The organism is Oceanobacillus longus (genome assembly GCF_042650085.1).
Classification (GTDB): domain Bacteria; phylum Bacillota; class Bacilli; order Bacillales; family Amphibacillaceae; genus Oceanobacillus; species Oceanobacillus longus.
The window spans coordinates 16,594-38,477 of the sequence record NZ_JBHSAO010000017.1 but is presented as its reverse complement, the minus strand read 5'-3'; the positions used below and the strand labels follow the sequence as shown (position 1 = coordinate 38,477).

Genomic DNA, 21,884 nt, shown 5'->3' with positions numbered 1-21,884 from the left:
ATTGAAATGAGTAAACTATTTGATTTAACTGGAAAAGTAGCAGTAGCGATCGGCGGAAATAGTACGTTAGGAAGCTCGATGGCCAAAGGTCTTGCAGCAGAAGGTGCGAAGATTGCTATCGTTGGAAGAAACTTGGAGAAGGCAGAAGCTGTTGTAAAAGAAATTGAAGAAGAAGGCGGGTCTGCAAAAGCGTTTCAAGGAGATGTTAGTGACCTTGAGTCCATCGAACGTGCAGCAAATGAAATTAAAGAATGGTCAGGCGGCTGGGATATCATTTTAAATGCTCCTGGTAAGAACAGTTCGACTCCATTTATGGAACTTGCTCCAGAAGAATGGGATGATATCATGGATGTTAACCTTAGAGGACTTGTTTTTTCAACGCAAATTTTTGCAAAACAAATGATTGAACAAGACAGACAAGGAAGCATTATTAATATTTCATCCGTTTCATCAACGACTCCATTATCACGTGTATTCACATACTCTGCTTCAAAAGCCGGTGTGAACAGTGTGACTCAATATTTAGCGAAAGAATTTGCACCACATGGCATTCGAGTAAATGCAATTATCCCAGGATTTTTCCCTGCGGAGCAGAATCGTAAAATATTGGATGAAGATCGTATTGAATCCATCATGAAGCATACACCGATGAACCGTTTTGGAGAACCTGAAGAATTAAAAGGTGCAGCAGTTTACCTTGCATCTGATAAAGCATCTGGATTTGTTACCGGATCATTCCTTCGCGTTGATGGTGGATATGGTAGTATGACAATATAGTAAATACTTATGAAGGCTTTGGAGGAATTAATCACCTTCAAAGCCTTTTTACTTTAGATAAACAGGATAGAATACATTATAATGAAAATTAGAGTTGTAAAGGATGTGATTGCATTGAAAAAAAGTTTAGTAATCGGACTTGATATTGGAACAACGAGCGCTAAAGCGGTCGTCTTCGATTTGAAAGGAAAGTTAATTGCTGAAACAGAGGAAATGATTACGACATATTATCTGAAAACCGGATGGGTGGAACAAAACCCACAAGAGGTCGAGAATGCATGTCGTTTAGCAATGAAAAATGTGATCCAAAAGGTGAACGTTGAACAGTATGAGCTACTTGCAACAGGAATATCGTGTGCAATGCACTCATTGATTTGTATGGATGAAAATTTAGAGCCTTTATCGGATATGCTTATTTGGTCAGACGGTCGGAGCAGTGAACAGGCAGAGAGACTGATTGATACAACAAAAGGGAAAGAGATTTATTCCACAACAGGTACGCCAATCCATCCCATGACGCCATTAATGAAGTTAGTTTGGATGCGTGAAAATAACTATGAGGCATATGAAAAAGCTGCTTATTTCATGACGTTCAAAGAGTATTTATTGCAGAAGTGGTTTGGTAATTGTGCTATTGATTATTCCATGGCCTCCTCTACAGGACTTATGAATGTAAAAACGTTAGACTGGGACGAAGAGGCATTGTCCCTGGCAGGTATTAAACGGGAGCAGCTTTCCAAAATCGTCCCACCAACAGAAATATTTACAAATATCACGGAAGAAGTCGCTAATGAAACGGGGATCTCTAAGCAAATGCCATTCGTCATTGGTGCTGCTGACGGTCAGTTGGCTAACCTTGGAAGTGGCGCAACATCACCGGGAGAAGTAAACGTATCTGTAGGCACGAGTGGGGCTATTAGGCAGTTTATCAATGGTGCTCCCGCTAATGAAGAAATGGAAACTTTCACATATGCGTTTTCGGAAGACACATCGATTATTGGAGGACCAACAAATAATGGCGGCATTGCATTACAATGGTTCAAAGACGTGATTGAGTTTAAAGGAACACATGATGAACTGCTTGCAGGAGCTGAAGCTATTGAGCCAGGGTCTGAAGGTATTATATTTCTTCCATATATAAACGGTGAACGAGCCCCTCTATGGAATCAACGGGCAAAGGGTAATTTTTATGGGCTTAGCATCGGTCATAAAAAGGATCATTTGGCACGTGCAGTACTGGAAGGTATTACATTTAATATCTATCAGATTAGTCAATCGCTAGAAAAAATGGCAGGTGCACCTAAAAAAATCAGTGTGAATGGCGGTCTTTCCAAATCTCGCCTTTGGGTCCAAATCATGGCTGATGTTTTTGGCAGTGATATTCATATTTCAGATACACATCATAATGCTGCTTGGGGAGCTGCTTGGACGGCATTGGTAGGAATAAATGAAGCAGCGAGTTTTAATGCGATTAAAGAAAATTTGCCTGCTGAAGAAGTGATTCATCCAAATATGGAACATCATGAAATTTATTCAACCGTTTTTGAGAGATACGAAAAAATAGCGAAGGACTTATCGATATATTTCACTTAAAGAATCTCCTGAAAAGGAAACAGTGAAAAAGTACAGGAGGTAACTCGATGGAAGAGATTTTAAAACAGCTTCAGGATGGTAAAATAAGTGTAGCACAAGCAAAAAACCAACTTGCTACATATGAAAATCTCGGGTTTGCTAAAGTGGATCATCATCGGAAGAAACGTCAAGGCTTTCCGGAAATAATTTATGGTGAAGGAAAATCGGCGGAACAAATCACTGCTATCATTGAAGCGATAAAAGCAAAAGGTAACGACATTTTAGTAACACGGATGAATGAAGAAAAAGCAGAAGTAATTCTTAAAAAACATTCGGAGTTAATCTATAATGAAGTTGCACAAATTTTATATTGGAAACAACAAACTGAAAACGTTCAGAAAACAAAAGGTTATATTGCAGTTGTTTGTGCAGGTACATCTGATTTAAGGGTAGCGGAAGAGGCTGCTGTCACAGCAGAAGTATTGGGAAGTAAGGTGCACCGTATTTATGATGTTGGGGTTGCCGGAATTCACCGCCTTCTTGATAACCTGGAAGAAATTCAACAGGCAACCGTATCGGTAGTTGTCGCAGGAATGGAAGGTGCACTGCCAAGTGTTGTTGGAGGTCTTGTTTCCCATCCGGTCATTGCTGTCCCAACAAGTATAGGATATGGGGCAAACTTTGGCGGAGTATCTGCATTACTTTCCATGCTGAATTCCTGTGCATCCGGGATTAGTGTCGTAAACATTGATAATGGATTTGGCGGAGCTTATAACGCAGTAATTATCGATCGTTTGGCTAATAAAGATTAAAAATAGAGAGGGGTATTGAAATGAACAATCGACCACCAAATCATGAACATATCGATAATCAAATGGTAAAAATGGAAGTCAACCTGGATGATATTTCAGGGGAATGGCTTGGTTATGTTATGGACGTACTGTTTAACGCAGGTGCGAATGATGTCTTTTATACCCCTATTTATATGAAAAAGAATCGACCAGGGATATTGCTTCAATTGCTTTGCAGGAAAGAGGCAATCAACCAAATGAAGGAAATATTGCTCAAAGAGACAACGACACTCGGCATCCGTTATTATCCACTTACCGTCCATCGTATGGAGAGAAAGTTTATTCAAGTTGAAACAAAATGGGGTTCCCTAACAGTAAAGCAGGGAGTTTCTGGTGGCGAAGTTTTTCAAAGTTCCCCGGAATATGAAGAATGCAGAAAAATAGCGGAGGAATTTGATGTGCCGTTGAAGAAGGTTTATGAAGAAGTTTGGAGGAGCATCGAAAAATAAAGATGCTTTTGTGAAGGATGTAAGATCTATATGGCGATTAGTTCCATCTAAGGTTAATGGGAGATTACAGGAAGGGACGGGACTTTAGAATTCAACAAATGGTATTGGATGTAATGGAATTATGCTGATAATCTATAATTCTGTATAAAAACAATTCTAATGCTCCTCTTCATAAGTAGGATTCAGGCAATGGTGATTAATATAGCATTCTAGGAGGAAAAATGAAACAACATCCAATTTTTCGCTATCTATATATCTTTTATTCTTTTGTATTTTTAATCAATATTAGTAACGTATTTATAGAAAGTGAACGTTTAAATTATATAATCGGTATTTTTGCCATTTTAATGTTATTTATATCCTTTTTTGGTGCTTCAAGGCTTTTTAAAATTCTTGGAAGTGCTTTTTTAATTGTAGGGACTATTGCCTATCTCTCAACAAGCCAACCGATTCTTTCCATTCCAGCATTTTTAACATCCAATATGCCGTTATTGACACTATTGGCGATGCTACCCTGGATGAACAGTGTTGTACGAAGTGGCAGGTTTGACCGAAGTCTGAATAGCCTTTTAAATGTGAATGCTTCTGACTTAGGTAAACTCTATCCGCGTAGTTCCATTACAACATTAATTTTAGCATCCTTCTTAAATTTATCAGCTGCATCCATATCGCAAGATGTATTAAAAGATAATTTAAGCTCACTGAAAAAGAACCTGCAAAATTCATTTATTAGTACAGTTACACTTCGAGGCTATACGTTAGCACTATTATGGAGTCCATTAGAGATATTGCTAGCTGTTTCTATATTCACAACAGGGGTGGACTATGTTTCCTTATTACCATGGCTGCTATTGATCGCAGGTATAACTTTTATACTTGATTCCATCTGGGGACGTTTTCATTATAAGAAGCACTCCTATGGCGATTACTCATTGAAGCAGACTACGATTGATATGAAAAAAGTAATCAAGAAAATTATTCATCTATTAACCGCGCTTATTTTATTTTTAACCCTTGTTATTTTCTTTGGCAATCAATTTAATTTAGATTTTATCTTTACCGTTACAATCCTTATTTTCCCCTTTGCGTTAACATGGTCCTTCATTATGAAACGAAGCAAGAGTTTCTGGGTTATTGGGTGGAAAACATGGAAAGTGAAAACAAATTCCATGCAGAATTTTATCGTATTGTTTCTATCTTTATCATTTTTTGAAGTTAGTATCAGTGGGACGGCATTTTTAGATTTTATTCAGCAGCCAGTCATCGCTGTTTCTGAATACCCACTGCTTGTTTTTGTTTTCATACAGGTTATTTTCATTTTTATGAGTATGTTTGGTGTTCACCCGATCGCAACGATTGGAATCTTAGGTGGAGTAATTGCAACATTATTGGAAACAATGAATCCAGTCAGTCTTGCTATTGTATTGGCGACAAGTTCGGTTGCTACGTTAACCGTTGGGGCTTATGGATTAATTGTACAGCTAACATCTCTAAGTACTGGGCAAAATCCATATCGTATTACGTTAAATAATCTACCATATGCCTTAGGGTTTGGTTTTGTTGGATCAATTGTTGCATACTTTCTTTTATAGGAAGGCTCATTAATAAATATAGCCTGGAAATCTCAATAAAAAAGCAGTCTCAGATAATTTCAGGGTAAAAATAAGGTGTTTTGGGTAATGAAATTGATTAGGAGAAGTGTATAATGGAATTAAGCCACTAAAGGGGATGGTTTTAATGGATAGCCCATTAGTTGTAGGCTATCGCCTTCAACATATGTGGAGCGATATGGATTTTCATTCCCATAGAGAATATGAAATCTATGTATTCCATGCTGGTTCCTGCAGGTATTTAATTCACAATCAAATTTATGATTTGGAGCCTGGTGACATTTTACTAATGGATGGAATGGCACTTCATAAGCCTAATGTTCCACCAAACAGTCAATATGTTCGCAGCACCTTACATTTTTCACCACAATGGATTAGCGGTGTTCTGGATAAAGCGGGAGGCTTACATTTACTTCATGTTTTTGAAAAGCTTCATCACTGTTTGATTCGTACAAAAGAAAATCAAGAGTCAAAACAACTCGAGAGGTTAATTTGCCGTATGTCAGAGGTAATAGGAACTTCAGATCCAGATGATATTAATGGAGAGATTGAATTGAAAGGGTTACTGCTGCAAGTATTGACCGTTGTAAATCGTCTTGGTCAATTGGAATCGATTAAGGTTTCAGGAGAAAAAGCAGAGTCAACGGAACATGCAGAGAAAATAGCAGAGTATATTCAAAAGAATTATATGAATAAGCTGACCATCGATTCCATCTCCCAAGAACTTAATATTAGCAAGTCTTATGTTTCACATATATTTAAGAAAATAACAGGATTTACAATTATGGAATATGTAATGGCGTCACGTTTAACGCAAGCAAAATATTTACTTGAAATGGAGCTTGACCAACCAATAAAAAATGTGGCTTATGATAGTGGTTTTGAAAGCGTTTCACACTTCAGTCGTTATTTTAAAAATAATGTAGGAATGTCTCCAAAAGAGTATCGACGTAATCGTCAAAAAAAATATAGTGAGGAGAATGGAATATGAAAAAAGTTAGATTAGGTATTATTGGTTTAGGTACACAGGGTAGCGCATATGCAGGATTTATTACAGAGGGAAGAGTAAAAAATATGGAAATCGGAGCAATTTGTGATATTGACCCGGAAAAGAAAGCGATTGCTGAAGAAAAGTATCCGGATGTACCGTTTTATGATAATTACATCGAAATGCTTGAAAGTGGAGATGTAGATGCAATTGTAACTACAGTACCTCATTATTTTCATCCAGAAATGGGAATTGAAGCTTTAAAAAGAGATATCCATGTATTAGGTGAAAAACCAGCTGGTGTTTATACAAAACAAGTAAAAGAATTAAATGAATTTGCTGCTACGAAACCAGAACTTACTTTTGCAATTATGTTTAATCAAAGAACGAACGAGCTTTATCAAAAAGTAAAAGAAATTGTTGATAGTGGAGACATTGGTAATATTCGCCGTACAAACTGGATTATTACAACATGGTGGAGACCTCAAACTTATTATGAACAAAGTGCATGGAGAGCAACTTGGGAAGGTGAAGGCGGCGGTGTCCTTGTAAACCAGGCACCTCACCAATTGGATCTTCTTCAATGGATTGCTGGTATGCCTGAGAAAGTCTATTCTAACGTGAAATATGGCTATCAAAGAGATATAGCTGTAGAAGATGAAGTAACAACAATACTTGACTATGGTAATGGTGCAACAGGTGTATTTGTTACTTGTACACATGATGCAATTGGAACAGATCGTTTTGAAATTCTAGGTGATAACGGGAAGATTGTTGTAGACGACAGCAAGAAAGTTACCATTAAGCGCCTCAGAAAACCCGAAAGTGAAATGAGCAAAACGATGAGCATGATGGAAGTTGCGAAGCTCGTTATGGGTGGAAATGCCGATGAGCTTTATGAAACAGAAGTTCTTGAATTTGAAAGTGTTTGGGGCGGACAACATACGGCAGTATTAGAAAACTTTGCTGCAAACATTCTTGATGGGGAACCTCTTATCGCACCAGGTAGCGACGGAATTAATGGTGTGGCATTAGCGAATGCTATTCACTTATCTAGCTGGTTAGGTAAAGAAGTAGAACTTCCAATTGATGAAGAAGTTTATCTTGCAGAATTAAACAAAAAGATCGAAGAAGAAAAAGCTTAATCTGTTAAAAAAGTAAGTACATCAAGCTAACCCATTCCGCATTTAAGGAAATGGGTTAGCTTTAAAGGGAGGGTAAAATCCATGTTGAAAATCGCAGTAATCGGACTCGGTGATATATCGAAAATTCATCTCCCAATAATTCAAGATAACCCGAATGTGGAGTTAGTTGCTGTTTGTGATATTGATGAAACATTAAAGACGACAGTATCGGATGCAGTTTTTTATACGGATTACCATGAAATGCTGGAAAAAGAAGTGCTTGATTGTGTCCATATTTGCCTGCCACACCATCTTCATTATCTTGCTGCAAAAGCTTGTGTTGAAAAAGGTGTCCATGTATTTTTGGAAAAGCCATTAGCCAGAAGTGCGGAAGAAGGTATGTCTCTAGTAGACTTAGAAGAAAAATACAAGGACATTAAACTTTGTGTGTCATTTCAAAACCGCCTGAATGAAACCTTTGAGACACTTCAGGAAATTGTCGAAAGTGGAGAATATGGTAAGGTTACTGGTTTAAAGGGACTTGTCACCTGGTTTAGACCAAAATCCTATTATGATGTAAAGCCATGGCGGGGTATTATGAAACAGGCCGGTGGTGGCGTTATGATCAACCAAGCAATCCATACGCTGGATCAAATGCAGTTGATCGGTGGAGAAATCAATACGATTAGAGGATCTATTGATAATCTATTTGATTACGGATATGAAGTAGAAGACACGGCTACAGCTAACATCCAATTTAAAAATGGTGCAACTGGATTGTTTTTTGCGACAGTTACAAATGCAACAAACTCTTCCGTTGAATTTCAGGTTATTTTGGAACGTGGCAAATTAACTATTAAAGATAGTATTTTGACAAAAACAAATGATAAAGGTGAGAAGGAAAGAGTTATTGAGGATGCAAAGCTTCCTGGAGCAAAATTCTATTACGGGGCAAGCCACTCAAAACTAATCAATTACTTTTATACTTGCATCGAAAATGACAGCCAGGATTATATCCATGCAAAGGATGCACAAAAATCGATGGAAATTATCAGTGCAATTCGTAGATCTTCTGAAATAAAAAAAGAAATTAAAATGGAGGTATATCAATGAATAAAGGAAAAATCGGTGTGCAAATGATGATGCTTAAAGAAAAAGTGGAAGAGCTTGGTGCTTATGAAACAATGAAGAAATTGCATGAACTAGGATTTGGTGCGGTAGAAGTCTCACAAATTCCGATGACAGAAGAAAACGTCGCAGAATTAAAAAGAGCAAGTAAAGATTTCGATATCAAGATTGCCGCGATGTCAGCACCATTAGAACCAATGCTGCCAGGAGCGCCAGGTGAGACGCTAACAGATGATTTCGATAAGATTGTTAAAGATTGTAAAACGCTTGATTGTAATTTCTTGCGTATAGGGATGCTTCCATTGACTGTGATGGGTGATAAAGATCAAATCATGGCATTTATTGAAAGAGCAGAGGCAATGGCCGGTAAACTTGCTGAGCATGGAATCGAACTTTACTATCATACACACCATATCGAATTCCAAAAGTATGATGGCGAGTATTTACTGGATATTATAAAAAATAATACTTCCAAGCTAGGATTTGAATTAGATGTTCACTGGATTCAACGCGCTGGTGTAAATCCGGTTGAATTTATCAAAGAGTATAAAGGGCGCATTTCTCTATTGCATCTAAAAGACTATCGTATTGGAAAACTGGATGTTAATAAAGAAGATTTGGAAGATATGGGTAAATTTTTCCAGAAATTCACGAACTTAATCGAATTTGCTGAGGTTGGTGAAGGAAATCTGGATATAAAAGCTATTATCGAAGCAGGTCTTGAGAGTGGTGCACAGTACTTCCTTATTGAGCAGGATGATACGTACGGAAGAGACCCATTTGATTGTTTGAAACTATCAGCAGAGAACTTAAGAGAAATAGGATACGCTGACTGGTTCTAATAAAAGACTTCTACGTAAACTTTGGGACTGTGGTTGCTCGTCCCATCGAAAAAATTTGTTGCTTTTTAAACTTCGTAGTTTCTATAAATGACGTAACTTTAGGTTTATATACAAAGATTTTTGCTAATGCTGCCGTCCGGGATTACTCGGGGCGGATGCGCATCCTTAGGGCACGGCCTCAGCCACCAAAGAGAAAACCACTCTTTGGTGACTTCGGACACGTGCTATTCCCGCAGGAGTCACCACCCCGAGCAATCCCGGACTGGTGAAGTTGTATTATCCTATTTTAGCTACTGCAAGTATAGTAATTGTTAGCAACCTTCTAATCAGCTCTGGGAAATACACGGAGACTCCTACGGGAAGAGAGGCTCACCAGCCGCCCACGGAAAGCGAAGTATATTTCCCAGAGCGGTCGCCGAAGCTTCTTATTTTATGTCCAGTTTATCTCAAGCTACGGGGAAGATTGCAACAATCGATGCGAAAACAACTTAATAAAAATACATGGAATACAGGAGTGATCACGTATGAGTAAAGACGGGATGACATATGCACCAAAAGGGAAACCGAATCCGGTTGTAAAAGAAGGAGAATTTCCAATTGCGGCAGTTGCACTTGACCATGGTCATATAAATGGAATGTGTAATGGATTACTGGAGGCAGGTGCTACGTTGAAATGGGTATATGACCCTGACGCGGAAAAAGTTAAAGATTTCATTGAACAATTTCCAGGGGTTCAGGCTGCAGAATCACTTGATCAGGTTTTAAGTGATGAATCAATTAAATTGGTAGCAGCGGCAGCAATACCTTCAGAAAGAAGTACATTAGGAAATAAAGTAATGGAAGCTGGAAAAGATTACTTTACTGATAAAACACCGTTCACTACCACGGCTCAATTAGAAGAAACAAAACGAGTTGTTGAACGGACTGGTCAAAAATACATGGTATATTTCAGTGAACGTCTTCACGTAGAAGGAGCTGTATTCGCTGGGGATCTTATAAAAGATGGAGCTATTGGAAAAGTAATTCAGGTTACCGGCTTTGGGCCACATCGCCTAAATGCACCAAGTCGTCCGGATTGGTTCTTTAATAAAGAGCAATATGGTGGCATTTTGTGCGATATTGGCAGCCATCAGATAGAACAATTCTTATATTACGCAGGATGTGAAGATGCAGAAATCCTGCATAGTAAAGTAGGAAATTATAACAATCCCGATTATCCGGAATTAGAAGACTATGGTGATGCAACATTACGAGGTGACAATGGTGCAACGCAAATTTTTAAAGTGGATTGGTTTACACCAGATGGATTAAGCACCTGGGGTGATGGCCGTACATTTATTACCGGAACAGAAGGAACAATAGAAATCCGTAAATATGTAGATGTAGCCCGAGAAGAAACAGGTGATCATCTATTCCTAGTAAACAAAGATGGCGAGAAGCATTATAAACTCTCAGGTGAAGTAGGCTTTCCATTCTTCGGTGAGTTCATAAAAGATTGTATAAACCGCACAGAGAATGCAATGACACAAGAACATGCATTTAAAGCTGCTGAACTATGTTTGCAAGCACAGGAACAAGCAATCGTAGTTTCAAAATAGGAAATCATAGGCTGTCTTGGAACTTCAGTAATCGGCTGAACCAAGACAGCGCTTTTGTGTTTGAAGAGAATTTTTTAGAAAGGAGGATGATGGTTGACTGAATTAATCACTATTCTTATAGATATTATTCTACCAATCTTTATCATTATGGGTATCGGATTTTTTATGCAAAAAAAGTTTGACTTGAATATACCGACATTGGCAAAATTGAATATTTACTTTCTTGTTCCGGGTTTTATATTTGTTAAACTATACAGTACTACTTTTTCAGCCAATTTATTTATGAAAATACTTTTCTTTTTCTTATTATATGTTGCTGTTCTATATATCTTATCTATTATTGTGGCTAAGTGGATCGGATTAGATAGAAGAAAAAAGATCACCTTTTCCAATAGTGTGATGTTTTTTAACTCCGGTAATTATGGCGTTCCGGTAAATGATTTAGTGTTCAAGAGTGATCCATTTGCAATGTCGATTCAAGTTATTGTCTTAACTTTACAAAATATATTTTTATTTTCCTATGGCATTTTCTCTTTGCAATCTGTAAATACTGGTAAGTTAAAAGCTTTACTCGGTTACTTTAAAATGCCAGTCTTGTATGCGATGCTATCAGGGATTTTGCTAAATGTATTTGAGGTTCCGATTCCAAATTTCATCTGGATTCCAGCCAATTATATTGCAGATGCCATGATCTCGTTAGCTCTGTTGACACTTGGTGCACAAGTCGCAAATATTTCATTTAAATCTGGTCTATCTTCTGTATATTTGAGTGTGGTCATCCGACTATTGATAGGTCCTATAATTGCTTTAGGAATCATTTTTATCTTTGGTGTTGAAGGGATCATAGCGCAAGCATTATTAATTGCCTCAGCAATGCCAACATCTGTAAATAGTGCGGTAATTGCTCAGGAATATAATAATCATCCTAATTTGGCAGCGCAAATTGTATTGTTTTCAACGATAGCCAGTGCATTTACAGTTACACTCGTAATCTATTTAGGACGAATTCTATTTTAAAAAGCACGCTCTTTTTGTAAACATGCTGCTTTTTTTAACCATCGCAGTTTATATAAACTACGACGTAACTGCTTTTCCCACCGTCCGGAATCGCTGCGGGCGGATGCGCATCCATAGGGCACGGCCTCAGCCTCCTCGAGAAACCCACTCTGCGTGGTCTTCGGACGCGTGCTTTTCCCGCAGGAGTCACCGCCCACAGCGATGCCGTACTGGTGAAGTTTTATAATGCTATTTTAGCTACGCTAGTATAGTAATTATTAGCAACCTTCTAACCAGCCCTGGGAAATACGGGAGGAAAGGCATAGGTGAGACTCTGAAATGCGTTAGTGTGAAGAGGCTCACCAGCCGCCCGCGAACCGCAAGTATATTTCCCCAGAGCGGTCGCCGAAGTTACTTATCCTAGTTCGCAGTTTATCTCGATTACGGGACAAATAATGTAAAGCCAGCCGAAATATATTACTCAAAGGGGGAAGCGTAATGGGTTATGGTATTCGCTTGACGGAAAATAAACATTCAGGGAAGAACCTAGTGAAGAGTCACCATCACCAGGTCCACCAAATACTATACGTATTAGAGAATAAGGGTGAAATTACTTTTAAGAATCAAAGTTATTCATTTTCACAGGATAGCTTGGCTTTTATTACACCGTATTCCGATCATTCCATAACATCAGATGCCAAAATGACCATTCTAGTTCTTGAATTTGACTTGGAAAATTTGGATTCTGACATTAAAAATATCTTAGTACAACAGCATTTTGATGAAACTAGGTTAATTGAGTTAAATCCATTTGAAGCGGGCAATGTCAGGCAATTACTCAGAAGAATGCTTTATGAACAATCCCATGCGGAGCCAATTAATCTATTAGCATTAAAAATTTACCTTGAAGAATTATTGTTAATCCTGCTTCGAACGCAGGAGAATTCAACGATAACGAACGCAAATGTACTCCGGGCTGAACGTTTGCGTGAGCATATTAATAGGCATTATTTCGAAATAAGCGATGCCAATGATATTTCGCAAAAGCTTGGAATTAGTACAAGACATGTTAATACGATTTTTAAAGAACAATATGACACGACACCGATGAAATATTTAAATGAAGTAAGAATGGAAATGGCCAAGAAATTGCTCATGGAAACAGATAATGATATTGCATCCATTTGTTTTGAAGTGGGTTTTGAAGCAATCTCAACCTTCTATAGAAGATTTAAAGAGTATACCCACCTTTCTCCAAATAAATATAGGATGAAGTATCAGTATACGGATTCCAACCATTAAAGAGATATCCCATATAAATGGCATATCTCTTTTTTGTTGTTTCCGAAATTGAGAATTTTGTTCTTCCATTAATAAGACAGAAGTGGAAAAAGAAGTTATGATAGCGTTAACAAATTAAAAAATAGGAGGAATATAGATGGCGACTCAAAAAATTGGAATTATTATGAATGGTGTAACTGGTCGAATGGGAACAAATCAGCATTTGATACGCTCCATTGTGGCAATACGGGAACAGGGTGGAATCGAATTAGCTAATGGAGATGTAATTATTCCTGATCCGATTTTAGTTGGAAGACGTGAGAATCGTTTAAAGGAATTAGTAGAAACTCATCATCTCTCACGTTGGACAACAGACTTAGACGAAGCATTAGCTGACGATTATAATCAGATTTACTTTGATGCACAAACGACGATGAGAAGAGCAGAAGCAATAAAGAAAGCGATTGCAGCTGGAAAGCATATTTATTGTGAAAAACCGACGGCAACTAGTTTAGATGAGGCAATTGAACTGGCGCAGCTAGCGACAGAAGCTGGTGTAAAAAATGGCGTTGTACAAGATAAGTTGTATCTACCAGGATTACTAAAATTAAAGCGCCTCATTGATTCTGGATTCTTTGGAAAAATCTTAACGGTTCGTATGGAATTCGGATACTGGGTATTTGAAGGTGACTGGCAAGAAGGTCAGCGTCCATCATGGAATTACCGAAAAGAAGATGGTGGTGGAATGATTGTTGATATGTATCCACATTGGAGCTATGTGATTCAGCATCTTTTTGGAAAAATAGATTCTGTTTCCTGTCTTGCTGCGACACATATTCCAGAGCGTGTGGATGAGACTGGAGACGCTTATACCGCTACAGCAGATGATGCAGCATACGGTACGTTTGAATTGGAAAATGGTGTTATTGTTCAGGCGAATTCTTCTTGGGCAGTGCGTGTGAATCGCGATGATTTGCTTACGATACAAGTGGATGGTACAGAAGGAAGTGCGGTTGCCGGTCTTAGAGAATGTAAAGTACAACATCGTGTAAATACACCTAAACCAGTATGGAATCCAGATGTTCCAAATCCATTTGATTTTGGGTCCCATTGGGAAGAAGTACCTGATAACCAGGAATTTGATAATGCCTTTAAAATTCAGTGGGAAATGTTTTTGAAACATGTTGTTGCAGATGAAGAATATACATTAGATCTATTTAAAGGTGCAGAAGGGATCCAACTTGCAGAAGTTGCACTGCAATCATCGAAGGAAAGACGTTGGATAGATGTACCGGGAATTAAAAACAAAGTAAATGCATAGGAGGGGAAATTTTGGTTAATTCTATAAAATTACCGAACAAAAATGGAGAGTTATATACGTATACACCGAGGGAACCTGTTTCTTTTGATATCCCAGAAAAGCCCTTTTCCAAACGCATTGTTTATTCGGCAGCACATGTCGTTGCTAATCCACTTGCAGATACGGATCCTATTAATAATAGTAAAATTGATTGGGAGACAACCTTAGAATATCGCCATTATTTATGGTCTCTAGGTTTAGGGGTAGCAGAGGCAATGGATACTGCTCAACGTGGCATGGGATTAAATTGGGAACATGCAAAAGATCTGATTAGCCGTTCTGTGAGGGAAGCGAAGTCTGTTCATGGACGCATCGCATCTGGAGCTGGCACAGATCACTTGATTGCCCATCCGAATTTGACATTAGAAGAGGTAGAACAAGCATACGAGGAGCAGTGTGAGTTTGTAGAAAAGCAGGGTGGCCGAATTATTCTTATGGCGAGTCGTGCGCTAGCAGTTTGTGCCAAGACACCAGAGGATTATGAGCGAGTCTATCGAAATATACTAGATAAAGTCTCACAACCAGTTATTCTGCATTGGCTTGGAGATATGTTTGATCCAGCATTAAAAGGATACTGGGGTCATGAAAATGTCGATGAGGCAATGGAAGTTTGCCTTCGCGTCATAAAAGAAAATGAAGCTAAAATTGATGGAATTAAAATTTCCTTACTGGATGACAAGAAGGAAATACGCATGAGACGCCTTCTTCCTGACAGTGTCAAAATGTATACAGGAGATGACTTTAATTATCCAAGTCTTATTAAAGGCGATGAGCAAGGGTATAGCCATGCACTGCTTGGAATCTTTGATGCGATTGCACCTGCAGCCGCGAGTGCGATGCATGCATTAGATGCTGGGGACTTAAAAAAGTATGATTCTCTTTTAGAAAAAACAGTACCACTATCACGTCATATTTTCCAAAAACCTACGTATGCGTACAAGACCGGTGTTGTGTTTTTGGCATACTTGAATGGTCATCAATCCCATTTCCGTATGATTGGCGGTGCAGAAGGACAGCGTTCCATCATCCATTTATCTGAAATTTTCGTAATGGCAGATGAGGCTGGACTACTAAAAGATCCAGAAATGGCGGCTGAAAGGTTGAAAATCATTTTAGCTCAAGCGGGTGTCATGCAACCAACGAGACAATTCATGTGAATATAGTGGGGGGAGAAAGAAATGGCAGAGGGTACAGACTTATTGAAACACCTTAGTTTAAATCAAATTACCACGGAACAGTGGAATCTGAAGGAAGCGGCTTTAGGTTGCGTGAAAGCAGATATTCCATGGATATCTTTATGGCGGCATAAGATTGAGGAGGTTGGACTTGCTGAAAGTAAGCGAATCATTAACGACACAGGACTCAAGGTTTCCAGCCTTTGCCGAGGGGGAATGTTTCCTGCTGCAACAAAGGAACAGCGTCAGAAAAATGTAGATGATAATAAACGTGCAGTAGAGGAAGCGGCAGAGCTTGGTACAGATGTACTTGTCCTTGTTTGCGGACCATCACCAGACCGGGACATTGATTTATCCCGAAGATGGGTAGAAGAAGGAATCGAACAGCTTGTCCCATTTGCAGAGTCACATGGAATTAAATTGGGAATAGAGCCACTTCATCCGATGTATGCAGCAGATCGTTCGGTCGTTTCGACCCTCGGTCAAGCAAACAAAATGGCAGAAAAGTATAGAGCCGATCAAGTTGGGGTCGTTGTAGATGTATTCCACGTTTGGTGGGACCCTGAACTTTACGAGCAAATTGCACGAGCTAAAGGACGAATTCTAGGTTTCCATGTTTCCGATTGGAATGTACCGATTACTGATACATTCAAAGCCCGTCGGATGATGGGGGATGGAGTCATTGAAATCCGTCGCATTAGAAAAGCAGTGGAAGAAGCAGGCTACCAAGGTCCGATTGAAGTGGAAATTATGAACGAGGAACTATGGAATATGCCAGGCGATGATGTCCTTGCATTAATGAATGACCGTTTCGTAAAGCATGTATAGATATTAGGGATTTGAGAATAGTTCATTTGGCTATTCTCTTTCCTGCATTCTGATAGAATAAGAATATATTAGTTTGAAGGGGTCGAGTGTAATGAAAGGTTTATTCATTATGGAACAGAAAGTAGTAGAATTAGTTTACCCACCAGAAGTGAGAGAAGGAATTGAGCGTTTGGTAGATATATATGCACCACCAATGAGAGCTGCAGAAGCATTGGAAAATCCTTCTGTATTAAAAGATGCAGATGTGATTTTCTCAAGTTGGGGCGGACCTACATTGGATCAAGCTTTCTTAGAATCTGCACCTAATTTGAAGGCAATGTTCTATGGCGCAGGCACTATTAAAAAAATTATGACGGATGCAGCATGGGATAGAGATATAGTAATTACGACCGCGAATGATGCAAATGCAGTTCCTGTTGCAGAGTACGCGCTATCGCAAATTTTATTTTTGTTAAAAGATGGCTGGAAAATTGCACGTGAGGTGAAACAGAATAAGGCATACCCGAATAAGCGTTTAATGGAGATCACTGGTGGGTTTGGTAGTACGGTAGGAATTATTTCTCTAAGTACAGTGGGGCGTAAGGTTATGGAGTTATTACGTCATTTTGATATTCAAGTACTTTTATATGATCCATTTGTAAGTGAAGCGGAAGCAAAAAAATACAATGCTGAGTTATGTTCGTTGGAAGAAATCTTTTCAAAATCAGATGTGGTTTCTCTTCATAGTCCTTTACTGGATGAAACAACGGGGATGATAAACGGTGAACATTTTGAAAAAATGAAAACGAATGCAAGTTTTATTAATACAGCAAGAGGGGCAATTGTGAATGAACCGGAAATGATAGAAGTACTACGTAGGCGTGAGGATATTACGGCAGTACTAGATGTAACATACCCTGAGCCACCAGCTGAAGATTCACCTTTATATGAGCTTCCCAATGTGATCTTAACACCACATATTGCCGGCAGTCTTGGAAAAGAATGTGGCAGAATGGGCGCATATATGCTAGATGAATTGAAACGTTACGTAAATGATGAAGCATTGCAATGGCAAGTAACGAAACAAAAATTTGATGTCATGGCTTAAAGTGATTGGAGGAGAAGCATGTTTAAAATTGGATTATGTTCGGTTACATTTAGAAATTTACCCGTGGAGGAAGTTATAAGAGCAGCGAAGGAGGCAGAGATTCAAGGGATTGAATGGGGAGGAGATATTCATGTTCCACCTGGGAATCTAGAACAGGCAGAAACCGTAGCTGCCTTAACCGAGGATGCAGGAATGGAGGTTACCTCTTATGGATCCTATTATCGATTGGGTGAAACAGAAGATGCATCTTTTGAGACCATATTGCAAACAGCTGTGAAGCTAAAAGCACCATCTATTCGTGTCTGGGCTGGCAGAAAAGGTTCAAATGAAGTAACAGAGACTGACTGGCGTACTATTGTTGAAGATGCGAGAAGAATTGGCGACCTATCAAAGGAAAGGGATATTCAAATTAATTTGGAATATCATGGTCGGACATTAACAGATACCGTCCAAAGTGCCACACGTTTGATGAAGGAAATCAATCATGAAAATATCTCTTTATATTGGCAGCCGGCATTATTTGAAACGGTAGAAGAGCGAAAGAACAGTATTAATCAAATTAAACCGTGGTTAACCCATGTTCATGTTTTTCATTGGAAAATCATTGACGGTAGCAGGATCGTATATTCTTTTTCAGAGGGTACCAATGATTGGAAAGGATATTTAGCGGAATTAGAGAAAGATGATGGCGTGCGTTATTTAATGATAGAATTTGTTAAAGGAGATCGTGTGGAGCAGTTTTGGGATGATGTAGGGGTATTAAAGGGTTTAATGAATGAATGATTGTTTCGGTGCTTTTGGTTTCCTTATTAGGATCTTGTTGGATGACAAGAAAATGGCTGAAGTTCAAACTAGCGATTGCTGTACCATAGCTGTTTCAGTAATATTTTTATACAGTCCTGATTTGTTTTTACCATTGTTATACACCTTGCAATAATAATTTGTAATACTACTATTTTGGGGAGAATTCTAATTGGAAAATATCTTATCAAAAGAAAGAAAAACTGACAAATACAAGCTTCGACTCATTTCTGTATTAGGTCTACTAACGGCTTTTGGGGCTGTATCGATGGATATGTATTTACCTGCGCTCCCAAACGTCGCTGCTGATTTAGATGCATCAACATCTCTAGTACAAATGAGCTTAACAGCATGTTTAGTCGGTCTTGGTTTAGGACAAATTTTCTTTGGTCCATTAAGTGATATTTATGGACGGCGCAAACTATTGATTATTACATTAATAGGTTATACGATAGCTTCATTACTTATTGCCTGGAGTACTACGATAGCCTTTTTTATTACGCTTCGTTTTATCCAAGGATTTACAGGAGCGGCTGGGGTTGTCATTGCACGTGCAGCGGCAAGAGATTTATATTCAGGTAAAGATTTGACAAAGTTCCTTGCTTTACTCGCACTCGTTAACGGGGCAGCACCTATCTTAGCACCAGTAATCGGAGGGGGTGTGTTAAATTTTACAACCTGGATTGGCGTCTTTTATGTTTTAGCTTTTATTGGCATCGTTGCTTTATTAGCAGTACTCTTATTTTTGCCAGAAACATTAGCTGACGAAAATCGTGCAGAAAGAGGTCTGTTTTCGGTCCTTAAAACATTTAGCGCATTACTTACGAACCGATATTTTATGGGGATAGCACTTACACAGGGATTGGTAATGGCTAGTATGTTCGCCTATATAGCAGGTTCACCATTTATACTGCAAAATATATATGGTGTCTCACCACAGCAATTTTCTCTGCTTTTCGCCTTAAATGGTATCGGAATTATTATTGCGGCACAATTAACTGGCCGATTAGCAAGTTACTTTAAAGAAATGCACTTGCTATGTGCTGGTACCCTCTTGTCATTTATCGGAAGTTTAATTTTAATATATGTCGTATGGCAGGAACTCCCATTACTGTATATGGCCATTGCTTTATTTCTCATTGTTTCAAGTGTCGGAATCGTAACGACAACAAGCTTTTCACTAGCTATGGAAACACAGGGGAAATCCGCGGGGAGTGCATCCGCATTTCTAGGACTGCTTCCATTTGCCTTTGGTGGTATCGTTGCTCCACTCGTTGGGCTAGCTGGAGAAGCCTCCGCCATACCAATGGCAATTGTTATTTTTGCTTGTAGTACAATTGCTGTTATTACGTTCTTTATTGCTTTTAAAAAGAATTAAAGGGCGACCGCATTTTCTAAAGATTAGAAGATGCAGTCGCCCTTTAGTTATGCATTAGAAAGGTATGGAAATATTAAAATGATATCATCAACATCAGATTTTGTTTGTTGAGATTTTTCCTACTATTGGCTTATTTAAAATAATTTATAAATTTAAAAAATAATTGTTGCTTTTTAAAGCGCTTACAATTATTATTAGTACAAGATAGTTTGTTTTGCAAACAAAATATCTTTTAGTGATTAAGAAGAAACGTTTGAAATGGTATGGTACTTTGTAAACGAATTTAAAACGATTGTGCATGGGGGGGATGAGGTTTTAGTTGACGCAAAGGAGTATAGTACGTTGATTAAAACAAAAAACATTGGATGATTATATTAGTAAAAGAGAAATAGTTTTATCATAAGATTTTGGAAAATTTTGTTTTTTTAAGGAGCTATATTAAAATTAAGGGGGATGTCTCATGTCAATTAAAACAATCGAAAGTGGTCAACAATATAACACAGCTAAATTATGGCAAATTGGTTTTTTTGCATTAAATAATACTGCAACAAATTTATACATGTTTATTTTAGCGTTTGTATCTTATTATGCAACAGGAGTAGCAGGACTGACAGTGGTGGTAGTAAGTACGATTTTAACAGCAATGCGTGTGTTTGATGGTTTTACAGATCCAATTATTGGCTTTGTTATTGATAAAACAGAAACAAAATTTGGTAAGTTTCGACCAATGATGATTATAGGAAATGTTATATTAGCTAGTTCTATCTTACTTATGTATAATGTAACCCATTTACTACCGGAGTCATTACAAATATTTTTCTTTATTGCTATCTATGCAATTTTTATTATAGGTTATACATTTCAAACAGCTTGTACAAAAGCTGCTCAAACTGTTTTGACGAATAGTCCAAAACAACGCCCCCTTTTCGCTATTTTTGATGGAGTCTATAACACTGTACTATTTGCTGGTGGTCAAATTTTTGTTGCTTCTTATCTTGTAGCAAAACACGGCGGTTTTACGATGTCCTTATTTACAGAATTGAACACCTATGCTATTATTCTTGCCGGTATATTTACTGTTTTAGCTGTAACTGGTATTGGCTCAAAAGACCGTAAAGAGTATTTTGGTTTAGCGGATAATAATGTGAAAACTAGATTTCGTGATTACTGGCCAATTCTAAAAGGAAATAGGCCTATGCAAATGCTTGTTATTGCTGCAGCATCTGATAAACTAACCCTTAGCGTTCTTCGACATGCAGTGGTTGTAGTAATGCTATTTGGAATTTTGATGGGAAATTATGAGCTAAGTGGTACAGTTTCATTAATTACTATGGTACCAACTGTGTTGATAGTATTTGTAGGGGTTTGGTATGCAAGAAAAACAGGTTTAAAAAAATCTTTAGTAATGTCAACTTGGATTGGATTGTTATCTTTTAGTGTTCTAGCTGCATTTTTATTTATGATAGATCCTTCAACAATTTCACTTGAAAATATAGGCTTTGCTACAATAGTATTTTTGGTTTTATATACGTTGGGTATGGGGTTCGGTGGACTTCCATCTGCACTAGTTATTCCAATGATTGCAGATATATCAGACTATGAAACATATAAGTCAGGGCGTTATGTACCCGGAATGATGGGAACCATATTCTCGTTTGTTGATAAGTTAATTTCTTCTTTAGCGCCAGCAGTCGTCGGATTTGCTGTAGCTCTAATTGGATATCGTTCAGAATTTCCACAGATAGAGGATACATTGACAACTTCTTTATATGGTATGACAATTTTTCTAGCATTTGGTGTACCAATAATTGGGTGGATCATCTCACTTATAGCAATGAAATTCTATAATTTAGATTACAAAAAAATGGAAGAGATTCAAGAAGCAATTGCAGAAATTAAGGAACAGGCAGAAGAGAAAAAAACAACTGTTGTATAGGAAACGGTTGATTAGTTAAAAGAGGACATCTCATTTATCATTTAAATGAGATGTCCTCTTTTTTGTATTACGTTTCAATTTTTATTATGGAATACATGTTATA

The 21,884-nt window shown here is 38.0% G+C and carries 19 protein-coding genes; all 19 read left to right on the top strand.

Translation table 11 applies throughout. The features are described 5' to 3' along the window. Positions 1-6 precede the first annotated feature (6 nt). The 19 genes from ACFOUV_RS17740 (at position 7) to ACFOUV_RS17650 (ending at position 21,781) form a co-directional block, all read left to right on the top strand. On the top strand, positions 7-777 hold the full coding sequence (locus ACFOUV_RS17740; RefSeq protein ID WP_379498119.1) for an SDR family oxidoreductase: 771 nt from the start codon (positions 7-9) through the stop codon (positions 775-777). A gap of 114 nt (positions 778-891) precedes the next feature. Continuing rightward, positions 892-2,370 (top strand): gluconokinase, encoded by a 1,479-nt coding sequence (locus tag ACFOUV_RS17735; RefSeq protein WP_379498118.1) that lies wholly within the window; start codon positions 892-894, stop codon positions 2,368-2,370. Positions 2,371-2,417: 47 nt separating this feature from the next. Beyond that, positions 2,418-3,161 carry a nickel pincer cofactor biosynthesis protein LarB gene (gene larB, locus ACFOUV_RS17730; RefSeq protein ID WP_379498117.1) on the top strand — a complete coding sequence of 248 codons (744 nt, stop codon included), beginning with the start codon at positions 2,418-2,420 and terminating at the stop codon, positions 3,159-3,161. A gap of 20 nt (positions 3,162-3,181) precedes the next feature. Next, positions 3,182-3,649 carry a nickel insertion protein gene (gene larC / locus ACFOUV_RS17725; protein ID WP_379498116.1) on the top strand — a complete coding sequence of 156 codons (468 nt, stop codon included), beginning with the start codon at positions 3,182-3,184 and terminating at the stop codon, positions 3,647-3,649. 221 nt (positions 3,650-3,870) lie between these two features. Then, on the top strand, positions 3,871-5,241 hold the full coding sequence (locus ACFOUV_RS17720; protein ID WP_379498115.1) for a hypothetical protein: 1,371 nt from the start codon (positions 3,871-3,873) through the stop codon (positions 5,239-5,241). A 145-nt stretch (positions 5,242-5,386) separates the two neighbouring features. Next, on the top strand, positions 5,387-6,250 hold the full coding sequence (locus ACFOUV_RS17715) for an AraC family transcriptional regulator (protein WP_379498114.1): 864 nt from the start codon (positions 5,387-5,389) through the stop codon (positions 6,248-6,250). Continuing rightward, a complete protein-coding gene (locus tag ACFOUV_RS17710; protein WP_379498113.1) occupies positions 6,247-7,392 on the top strand; it encodes a Gfo/Idh/MocA family protein in 1,146 nt (381 codons plus the stop codon). Before ACFOUV_RS17715 ends, ACFOUV_RS17710 begins: the two co-directional genes overlap by 4 nt. Positions 7,393-7,473: 81 nt before the next feature. After that, on the top strand, positions 7,474-8,484 hold the full coding sequence (locus tag ACFOUV_RS17705; RefSeq protein ID WP_379498112.1) for a Gfo/Idh/MocA family protein: 1,011 nt from the start codon (positions 7,474-7,476) through the stop codon (positions 8,482-8,484). Beyond that, complete coding sequence (locus ACFOUV_RS17700; protein ID WP_379498111.1) at positions 8,481-9,341, top strand: sugar phosphate isomerase/epimerase family protein; 861 nt, start codon at positions 8,481-8,483, stop codon at positions 9,339-9,341. The genes ACFOUV_RS17705 and ACFOUV_RS17700 overlap by 4 nt, the downstream gene beginning before the upstream one ends. A 524-nt stretch (positions 9,342-9,865) precedes the next feature. Beyond that, positions 9,866-10,939, top strand: a complete 1,074-nt coding sequence (locus tag ACFOUV_RS17695) for a Gfo/Idh/MocA family protein (protein ID WP_379498110.1) — start codon at positions 9,866-9,868, stop codon at positions 10,937-10,939. 93 nt (positions 10,940-11,032) lie between these two features. Further along, positions 11,033-11,956, top strand: coding sequence for an AEC family transporter (locus ACFOUV_RS17690; RefSeq protein WP_379498109.1), 924 nt, complete (start codon positions 11,033-11,035; stop codon positions 11,954-11,956). 477 nt (positions 11,957-12,433) lie between these two features. Further along, a complete protein-coding gene (locus ACFOUV_RS17685; protein ID WP_379498108.1) occupies positions 12,434-13,237 on the top strand; it encodes a helix-turn-helix domain-containing protein in 804 nt (267 codons plus the stop codon). Between the two features lie 136 nt (positions 13,238-13,373). After that, on the top strand, positions 13,374-14,537 hold the full coding sequence (locus tag ACFOUV_RS17680) for a Gfo/Idh/MocA family protein (protein WP_379498107.1): 1,164 nt from the start codon (positions 13,374-13,376) through the stop codon (positions 14,535-14,537). 11 nt (positions 14,538-14,548) lie between these two features. Next, positions 14,549-15,733 carry a dihydrodipicolinate synthase family protein gene (locus ACFOUV_RS17675; RefSeq protein WP_379498106.1) on the top strand — a complete coding sequence of 395 codons (1,185 nt, stop codon included), beginning with the start codon at positions 14,549-14,551 and terminating at the stop codon, positions 15,731-15,733. Between the two features lie 21 nt (positions 15,734-15,754). Continuing rightward, the gene (locus tag ACFOUV_RS17670) at positions 15,755-16,579 is read left to right on the top strand and encodes a sugar phosphate isomerase/epimerase family protein (RefSeq protein WP_379498105.1); all 825 of its coding nucleotides are present in this window, start codon (positions 15,755-15,757) and stop codon (positions 16,577-16,579) included. Between the two features lie 91 nt (positions 16,580-16,670). After that, entirely contained in the window at positions 16,671-17,666 is a 996-nt protein-coding gene (locus ACFOUV_RS17665; protein ID WP_379498104.1) for a hydroxyacid dehydrogenase, read from the top strand. An 18-nt stretch (positions 17,667-17,684) separates the two neighbouring features. Beyond that, positions 17,685-18,449, top strand: coding sequence for a sugar phosphate isomerase/epimerase family protein (locus ACFOUV_RS17660; RefSeq protein ID WP_379498103.1), 765 nt, complete (start codon positions 17,685-17,687; stop codon positions 18,447-18,449). A gap of 199 nt (positions 18,450-18,648) precedes the next feature. Then, the gene (locus ACFOUV_RS17655; protein ID WP_379498184.1) at positions 18,649-19,845 is read left to right on the top strand and encodes a multidrug effflux MFS transporter; all 1,197 of its coding nucleotides are present in this window, start codon (positions 18,649-18,651) and stop codon (positions 19,843-19,845) included. Positions 19,846-20,305: 460 nt separating this feature from the next. Then, complete coding sequence (locus ACFOUV_RS17650) at positions 20,306-21,781, top strand: MFS transporter (protein ID WP_379498102.1); 1,476 nt, start codon at positions 20,306-20,308, stop codon at positions 21,779-21,781. Positions 21,782-21,884 lie beyond the last annotated feature (103 nt).

Bases quoted from the DNA above. Each gene is read 5' to 3' on its own strand.
- ACFOUV_RS17740 (WP_379498119.1), top strand. From the start codon at position 7: ATGAGTAAACTATTTGATTTAACTGGAAAAGTAGCAGTAGCGATCGGC.
- larB (WP_379498117.1), top strand. From the start codon at position 2,418: ATGGAAGAGATTTTAAAACAGCTTCAGGATGGTAAAATAAGTGTAGCA.
- larC (WP_379498116.1), top strand. From the start codon at position 3,182: ATGAACAATCGACCACCAAATCATGAACATATCGATAATCAAATGGTA.
- ACFOUV_RS17720 (WP_379498115.1), top strand. From the start codon at position 3,871: ATGAAACAACATCCAATTTTTCGCTATCTATATATCTTTTATTCTTTT.
- ACFOUV_RS17715 (WP_379498114.1), top strand. From the start codon at position 5,387: ATGGATAGCCCATTAGTTGTAGGCTATCGCCTTCAACATATGTGGAGC.
- ACFOUV_RS17710 (WP_379498113.1), top strand. From the start codon at position 6,247: ATGAAAAAAGTTAGATTAGGTATTATTGGTTTAGGTACACAGGGTAGC.
- ACFOUV_RS17705 (WP_379498112.1), top strand. From the start codon at position 7,474: ATGTTGAAAATCGCAGTAATCGGACTCGGTGATATATCGAAAATTCAT.
- ACFOUV_RS17700 (WP_379498111.1), top strand. From the start codon at position 8,481: ATGAATAAAGGAAAAATCGGTGTGCAAATGATGATGCTTAAAGAAAAA.
- ACFOUV_RS17695 (WP_379498110.1), top strand. From the start codon at position 9,866: ATGAGTAAAGACGGGATGACATATGCACCAAAAGGGAAACCGAATCCG.
- ACFOUV_RS17685 (WP_379498108.1), top strand. From the start codon at position 12,434: ATGGGTTATGGTATTCGCTTGACGGAAAATAAACATTCAGGGAAGAAC.
- ACFOUV_RS17680 (WP_379498107.1), top strand. From the start codon at position 13,374: ATGGCGACTCAAAAAATTGGAATTATTATGAATGGTGTAACTGGTCGA.
- ACFOUV_RS17670 (WP_379498105.1), top strand. From the start codon at position 15,755: ATGGCAGAGGGTACAGACTTATTGAAACACCTTAGTTTAAATCAAATT.
- ACFOUV_RS17665 (WP_379498104.1), top strand. From the start codon at position 16,671: ATGAAAGGTTTATTCATTATGGAACAGAAAGTAGTAGAATTAGTTTAC.
- ACFOUV_RS17660 (WP_379498103.1), top strand. From the start codon at position 17,685: ATGTTTAAAATTGGATTATGTTCGGTTACATTTAGAAATTTACCCGTG.
- ACFOUV_RS17650 (WP_379498102.1), top strand. From the start codon at position 20,306: ATGTCAATTAAAACAATCGAAAGTGGTCAACAATATAACACAGCTAAA.